A 6457-nucleotide genomic window follows, 5' to 3' on the forward strand; every position below is an offset into this window, starting at 1 on the left:
GATTTGTGTCTAAAATTTGTTGACTAGTGCACGCCCGTCAGGGCGACTGAGAGGGGACTGCTGTTTCTACGCTTGATAGTTATCACCCCTCTCCGCCTCGACAAGCTCGGCACCTCTCCCCAAGGAGAGGCTTTTTTACCGCTTGCGGTTTTGTACAAAAAAGACCTGAAGTCCCTATTCTTGCGGACCTCAGGTCTTTTCGTTTCCGTAAAATTATATTGTTTTAGATCAAAATAAGGCGTTCTACCGCAGTTGGGTAGAACGCCTTTAGTGTTTTGGGTGTGAGTGCGTTATGCAACATTTGACGCTGCAATCAATATTTACTTATCAAATTCTACTTTAGGTAATCCCTTCACTATCTTCATAGTCTCAAGGCTGACAGTAATAACCGACAGCAGCAAATCAAGAATATACGTAGGATCATTATGTTCCTTTGCCCAATCGTTAGGATCATTCTTAATCTGGCTTGCCTTATCAATCTTAACCTGATAGCGTTCCATAATCCATTCGATTGCACTACGTCCGTTAACTACGTAATCATATGCCTCCAAAGGAATGTTTTTAATGGTGATATGATTGTTATAGATAATGACGCTCTTATCCTGCTTACTCTTGAATTTCATCTTTTCGACGATATAATCATCTGCTTTACGCTCTACAATTACCTGCTCCGGCTTAGGACGCTTTTCGTAGTTCAAATGCAGGTCAGCCAGCTTGCGGCCTGCTTCGCTAAAGGCTTTGAAATCTACGGCATTCTCAACCAAGGGCAGGCGTGGCAGCATCTTCTTCAAGTCCGCAGCAAATTGCTTGCGATATTCTTCGCTGTGCAGGAAACCGTAAACATAATAGAATATATCCTCTTTCGTAATAGCGTTAGTCCTGTACTTTTCTCTTGCTTCATGCAAAATATAATCGGTAACGCCATCATGACGAATATACTGCTTAGCTTTCGGTTCATCTGTCATAGCAAAAATATCTGCCATAACAGCTTCTTCTTTTTCTTCGTACCAGTAGAGTGGGAAGCATTGTCCATTAAACATACACTGAAAATCTGTAGAGTCCTTTGTAATATAAACAGAAAACGGCTTGTTACCACCTATGGCAGATAATTCAATAATCAAATTTTCTATACTACATTTCATAGGAAATAATAAATCCATTTGGCCACGCCTATGAATAGTCTGCTTTGTATAGTACAAATTAGTTTTATTAAATGGTCTATATATATGTTCTCTGTTCCCTTCTTTGTCTAGAATAATTTTCTCATGCCGTTTATACATAGATTGCAAGCTACTATTCCACATGATTATTTTTTTATCATTTTGAATAATACCAGAATCAATCATATAATTATAGTTATTTACAAACCTTTCGGTATTACTACTTAAGATGCTTTTACTAAAATTGCATGCCCAAGGATCCCTACCGGACTGAACACCTAGTGAACTAAACAAGAAAAATGCCTTTGATTCATCATCAAATTTTTTGGCAGTAATTAATGGTATAAATTCCGCAAAAACAGCGCTACGTTGTGTCAACCAATCTCCAGCTTCATTAGGTTGCAAAATCTTTTGCACAAATCCTTTTGCCATAACAGATTTTTGCTTTACAATGGCTTCTAACTTTTGTTCTCTAGTAAGATAATCATCTACTTCACGATAATAAATAATTGCATTTTTGTTTACTGCTTTTGGATTTTTTACTAAAATCGTAATCGCAACTGGTGTTTTCGTTCCTTGTCCAAAAACATTATCCTTTTCTTTGCGACGCAATTCTCCACTAGAAAGTGCATTTCCTCTAAGATTATATATATAAATACTGCTAAAATCTTTTTCAAAGCATTTTCGTAAGATGTTCATTGCATTACCATCAATCCAACCCGCATTAGTTATAAAACCAATTACACCACCCATATCATCAAGTATATCACTAGCATATCTAAAAGCTTTTACATAGCTGTCATATATTGCGATAGTATTTTTAACAGTTACATTTTTCCCATAAGTAAGAGCTATCCTTTCTTCTAGTTTAGGATAATTTTCATTTTTATTATTATTATTTGTGCTTTTCTGAGTCCTAGAATACGGCGGATTACCGATAATAACCCGCATCGGCACCTTGCTTTGGGCAATAACACGCTGAGAATTTTGCGGAAAAACATCAGCAAATTTCAAGCGTTCAACATCGTTGTCCTTGTCCTCATACATTTGGAAGGTATCAGTCAAGCAAATACCGTCAAACGGAGTGTAGGTGCCGTTTTCCTGCTTGGCAACATCATGAAAAGCGTTTTCGATATTAATCGACGCAATATAGTAAGCCAGCAGAACAATCTCATTGGCATGCAGCTCATGCTTATACTTGCGTTCAATATCCTGCGGCTTAATCAAACCGCTTTGAAGCAGCCTTGTAATAAAGGTTCCCGTACCGGTAAACGGATCTATAACATGAATATTTTCATCACTGATGCTGCGGTTAAATTCTTTTCTCAATACATCGGCAACACTCTGATTGATAAAATCTACTACCTCTACGGGAGTATAGACAATGCCCAGCTTTTCAACTGTTTTTGCCAGTGCCTTTTTAAAGAACTTGTCATATAATTCGACGATAACCTTTTGCTTTCCGGCAGCATTATCAATGCCCTCGCAGCGTTCCTTAACGCTCTTATAGAAGCGTTCCATGACATCCTGCTGCTCTTTATCAAAGGCATCATCCTGCATCAAATCTAACAGGTTTTTCATAGATTTAGACACGGGATTGCTTTCAACAAAGGAATAGTTTTCAAACAAGGCATCAAAAACAGGCTTGGCAATAAAGTGCTGTGCCAACATTTCAATAGCAGCCTGCTCCGTAATATTAGGATTAATATTCTTGTGCAAGCCTTCCATGTACATATCAAAGCCGGTTTTATAATCCTCGTTTTCTTTGATAGCAGCCTGAATACGGTTAATATGCTTTTGGGCAATCTTGGCAATATCATCAGCCCACTGCTCCCAATAACGCTTAGTACCAACCTTCAATACCATTTTAGCATAAATCGCCTTGCGTACCTCATCATCAAACAGCGGCAGCTGAGTAGGATTAACAGGTACTCCCGAAGTATTCTCGCCACCGGGATATGTGCCGTCACCGCCACCGACAATAGCAGTACCACCGCCGGTAGGAGGTTTTTCGTTAAGCTCTAATTTATTTACAAAGGCATTAAAGCGGTCATCATGCGCACGCAATGCGTTCAATACTGTCCAGATAACAGCGTAGTTATCATTGTTATCCAAAATTGTATTAGGATCGCCTTCATCAGGAATGATTACAGGGATAATGATATAGCCATATTTTTTACCCGGTGCTTTTCTCATAACACGGCCGACAGATTGAACTACATCCACCTGACTATTGCGTTTAGACAAGAAAATCACAGCATCAAGGGACGGAACATCCACGCCCTCGGAAAGACAGCGCACGTTAGTAAGAATACGGCATTCGTTACCATCTGTCGGAGCATTACGCAGCCAGCTTACCAGCTCATTACGCTCATTGGCATTCATGCTACCGTCAATATGCTTAGCCGTTGCAATAACGGTATCCTCCTGTGCATCCTCTTGGAAATTTTCCTGAATAGATTTACCGAAGTTAGTAAAGCTGTTAGAAATTACCTTAGATACACTTATTTTTGAACAAAATGCTACAGCCCTATGCATCAGCGCCGGGTCAACAGATTTAACAATATCAGGATCAGGCACTACACGCTTAGACAAAGCATTAATAACACCAACCAGCTTTACTGCATCATCAGCGTTAATCTCCTGATTCTTGTCCTGAACCGCCTGCAAAAGGTCCGCCGGAAGCTGTGTATTTTCACGTACAGTCAAAATAAGTACCTTGTAATCCGACAGCAAATCCTTTTCAACAGCTTCACCGAAGCCGATACGATAAATTTCTTCACCATATATATTTTTATCGTCCATAGAACAAAGGACTACTGAATTTTCCTCAGCCTTTTTCTTGGCGTTATCCGCATAAAGACGCGGTGTCGCCGTCATATAAAGTCTGTGCTTACCGGCAACATTGCTGTTATTATGTACCTTCGTAAAAGCACTTTCATCCTTACCGTTAATAATAACACCTGTTGTACGATGCGCTTCATCACAAACAATATAATCAAAGGTAAAATCATGCTCTTCCGGAATAAAATCGTCAAAGAGCATCTGCTGCGAATCATCCTCAACCTTTTCTCCACGCAAAAATCTTTGCGCCTTACCGATAACATCAATGGATTGATAGGTTGAATATACTACAATAAGGCCTTCCTTGCCTTCCATCTGCTTTTTAGCATTAACAAGCTGTTGTGCAACACTATAATAATTAGTACTTGCAGGCATAGCCAAATCAACAGGGTTATCCGCATTATCATTATCCTTTAATCTGGATGCAGTGCTGTCGCTGCATACGCAAATCGGATAAATATCATGCTTGGCACAGCTTTGCCACTCGTTTAAGGTTTGGTTAATCAATGCAATAGAGGGCACAAGAACAAGAATCAGACCTTTATTTTGAGTTTCCTGCTCAACTAAGCATAAGGAAGTATATGTTTTACCGGTACCGCAAGCCATAATCAGCTTGCCACGGTCATGTGTCTTGTAATACTTGGCAGCATTTGCCAATGCTGTTTCCTGATGCTTTTTAGGACTGATCTTTCTTTTCTTTACAGCAGTAGAACCAAAAAGACCGGCATCAAGTTCATCCCAGTCAACAGTTTCATCATCTGCCACATCCCACGAATTAATAATATATGCCGGAGGATTTTGGTTTTCAAAAGCCTCCTTAGCATTTTTGCCCCATTTATTATTTGTTGCAAACCACAAACGACTGCTAAAGCTCTGCTGCTCAAAATTATCATCAACAAATTGACGCGATGAGGTAGACAAAAAGGAATCTACGGCAGCTTTATTGATAACAGTATCATCCGCATAGCACTTACATTGAATCGCCCAATAGTGACCATCTTTTGTTAACGCAACCAAATCTATACCGGTATCACTGCCACCGAATTCTTTTCTATACGGGAACTCATTCCACAGCCAAACTTCTTTTAATAAAATTTGGTATTTCTTGGAAGTCTTTAAATAATTACAAATTAATCTTTCAAAGCGAGTACCCTTGTCATGTTCAGTATAAGCCTTTTTTCTTATATCCTGAATAATGCTCCAAAATGTTGCCATCTCTCCAACTCCTTTTTACAATACGAAACAAGCATAACAACCTGCTTTTGATGTATAAAAAAGGAGTCCCCCGAGATTTACAACATTACATAAATCGCCAGGTAACTGCCCCGCTCCACGAGGCATTTATTTCAGCCGTCTCGGGGGGGGGACTCATTTGTGTATCTTTTAATTTTAGCACAAAAAAATTAAAGCGTCACGCATTTTCAGTTAATTCTTGCGAAACTTGTTCTATCAAGCCAACTCTCCCTCAATCCTCCCCCTTCCTGCTCCACTTCCTTTGCGTCACCCGCGCCAGCTCCTGCAGCAAATACTCCGGGCGCACCTCAAAAATAGCAGCCATCCGCAAAAATACAACAAAACTCAAACTCTGTCTGCCGTTTTCAATCTTAGTCATCGTCCTCCGAGAAACCCCAATCATCTTGGCAAACTCCTCCTGATTTATCCCCAACGCCGTTCTGTGCGACCCTATAAGCACACCCAGCTCCACTAATTCCTGTAAATATTCCGCATCCGACAACACTGCTGTATACAAGTCCTTAAGTCTTTTTCTCATCCTGTCACCTCAAAATATCACTATTTTGCTAACAGCGTATTACAAAACGAGCAGCGAAAACGTATATGTAGCATATCTGATACATATACGAATCTTTCCAATTTTCTGTGATACAATAGCCACATCAAGACTTGATGCAGTACAGCACAGAATTCTGCCATACGCGGCATTGCGACCGCCACAGAAAGGAACTGGCGAAAATAACCAATCAACCAAACAAAATCCATAATGCGGAGCGTTACACTCCGAAAGAACTAAAGGAGCTGATCCTTGCTGCACAAGCAGCAGACGAAAAGGCTATCGAATCGCTTTGCGAAACCTTTAAGCCGCTTATACTCAAGGAAAGTCATTACCCAAGCATCTTCGATATTTTAGGCGAGGATGCAGTCAACACTGCCTGGGTTATCTTTTTGCAATTTATAAAAAAATATAACGGTAATGATTTTGTACATCTGCCGGGACTTATTCAATGTCATTTGCGCTATGAGCTTATGCATGCAGCCTGCAGGCAGAACTATTGCAGTAAAGAAACGTCCTTGGAAAAAGCCTTGGAATATCTGGGCTATTCTCCCCTAGATGCACCAACCTTTAACATGGCACTCAAACAGGCTATGACAAGACTTACCGACAAGGAGCAAATTGTTTTACACTTAAACCGTACCCTTTGTCAAGGACATTTTTA

At 40.0% G+C, this 6457-nt stretch carries 3 protein-coding genes; 1 reads left to right on the forward strand and 2 read right to left on the reverse strand.

Features of this window, described 5'->3' with window-relative positions:
* Window positions 1-320: 320 nt before the first annotated feature.
* Complete coding sequence (locus HMPREF9443_RS05450) at window positions 321-5219, reverse strand: type ISP restriction/modification enzyme (RefSeq protein ID WP_009145538.1); 4899 nt, start codon at window positions 5217-5219, stop codon at window positions 321-323.
* A 250-nt stretch (window positions 5220-5469) separates the two neighbouring features.
* Window positions 5470-5775, reverse strand: coding sequence for a helix-turn-helix transcriptional regulator (locus HMPREF9443_RS05455; protein WP_009145539.1), 306 nt, complete (start codon window positions 5773-5775; stop codon window positions 5470-5472).
* 134 nt (window positions 5776-5909) lie between these two features.
* On the opposite strand from HMPREF9443_RS05455, the gene HMPREF9443_RS10870 reads away from it, so the two are divergent.
* Window positions 5910-6457 (forward strand): hypothetical protein (locus HMPREF9443_RS10870; RefSeq protein WP_009145540.1); only part of this gene is annotated, 548 nt, incomplete at its 3' end.

The organism is Phascolarctobacterium succinatutens YIT 12067 (assembly GCF_000188175.1).
In the GTDB taxonomy this organism is placed as follows: domain Bacteria; phylum Bacillota; class Negativicutes; order Acidaminococcales; family Acidaminococcaceae; genus Phascolarctobacterium_A; species Phascolarctobacterium_A succinatutens.

What these genes read in the sequence shown, in the direction of transcription:
- HMPREF9443_RS05450 (WP_009145538.1), bottom strand. Translation starts at nt 5,219, where the DNA reads ATGGCAACATTTTGGAGCATTATTCAGGATATAAGAAAAAAGGCTTAT.
- HMPREF9443_RS05455 (WP_009145539.1), bottom strand. Translation starts at nt 5,775, where the DNA reads ATGAGAAAAAGACTTAAGGACTTGTATACAGCAGTGTTGTCGGATGCG.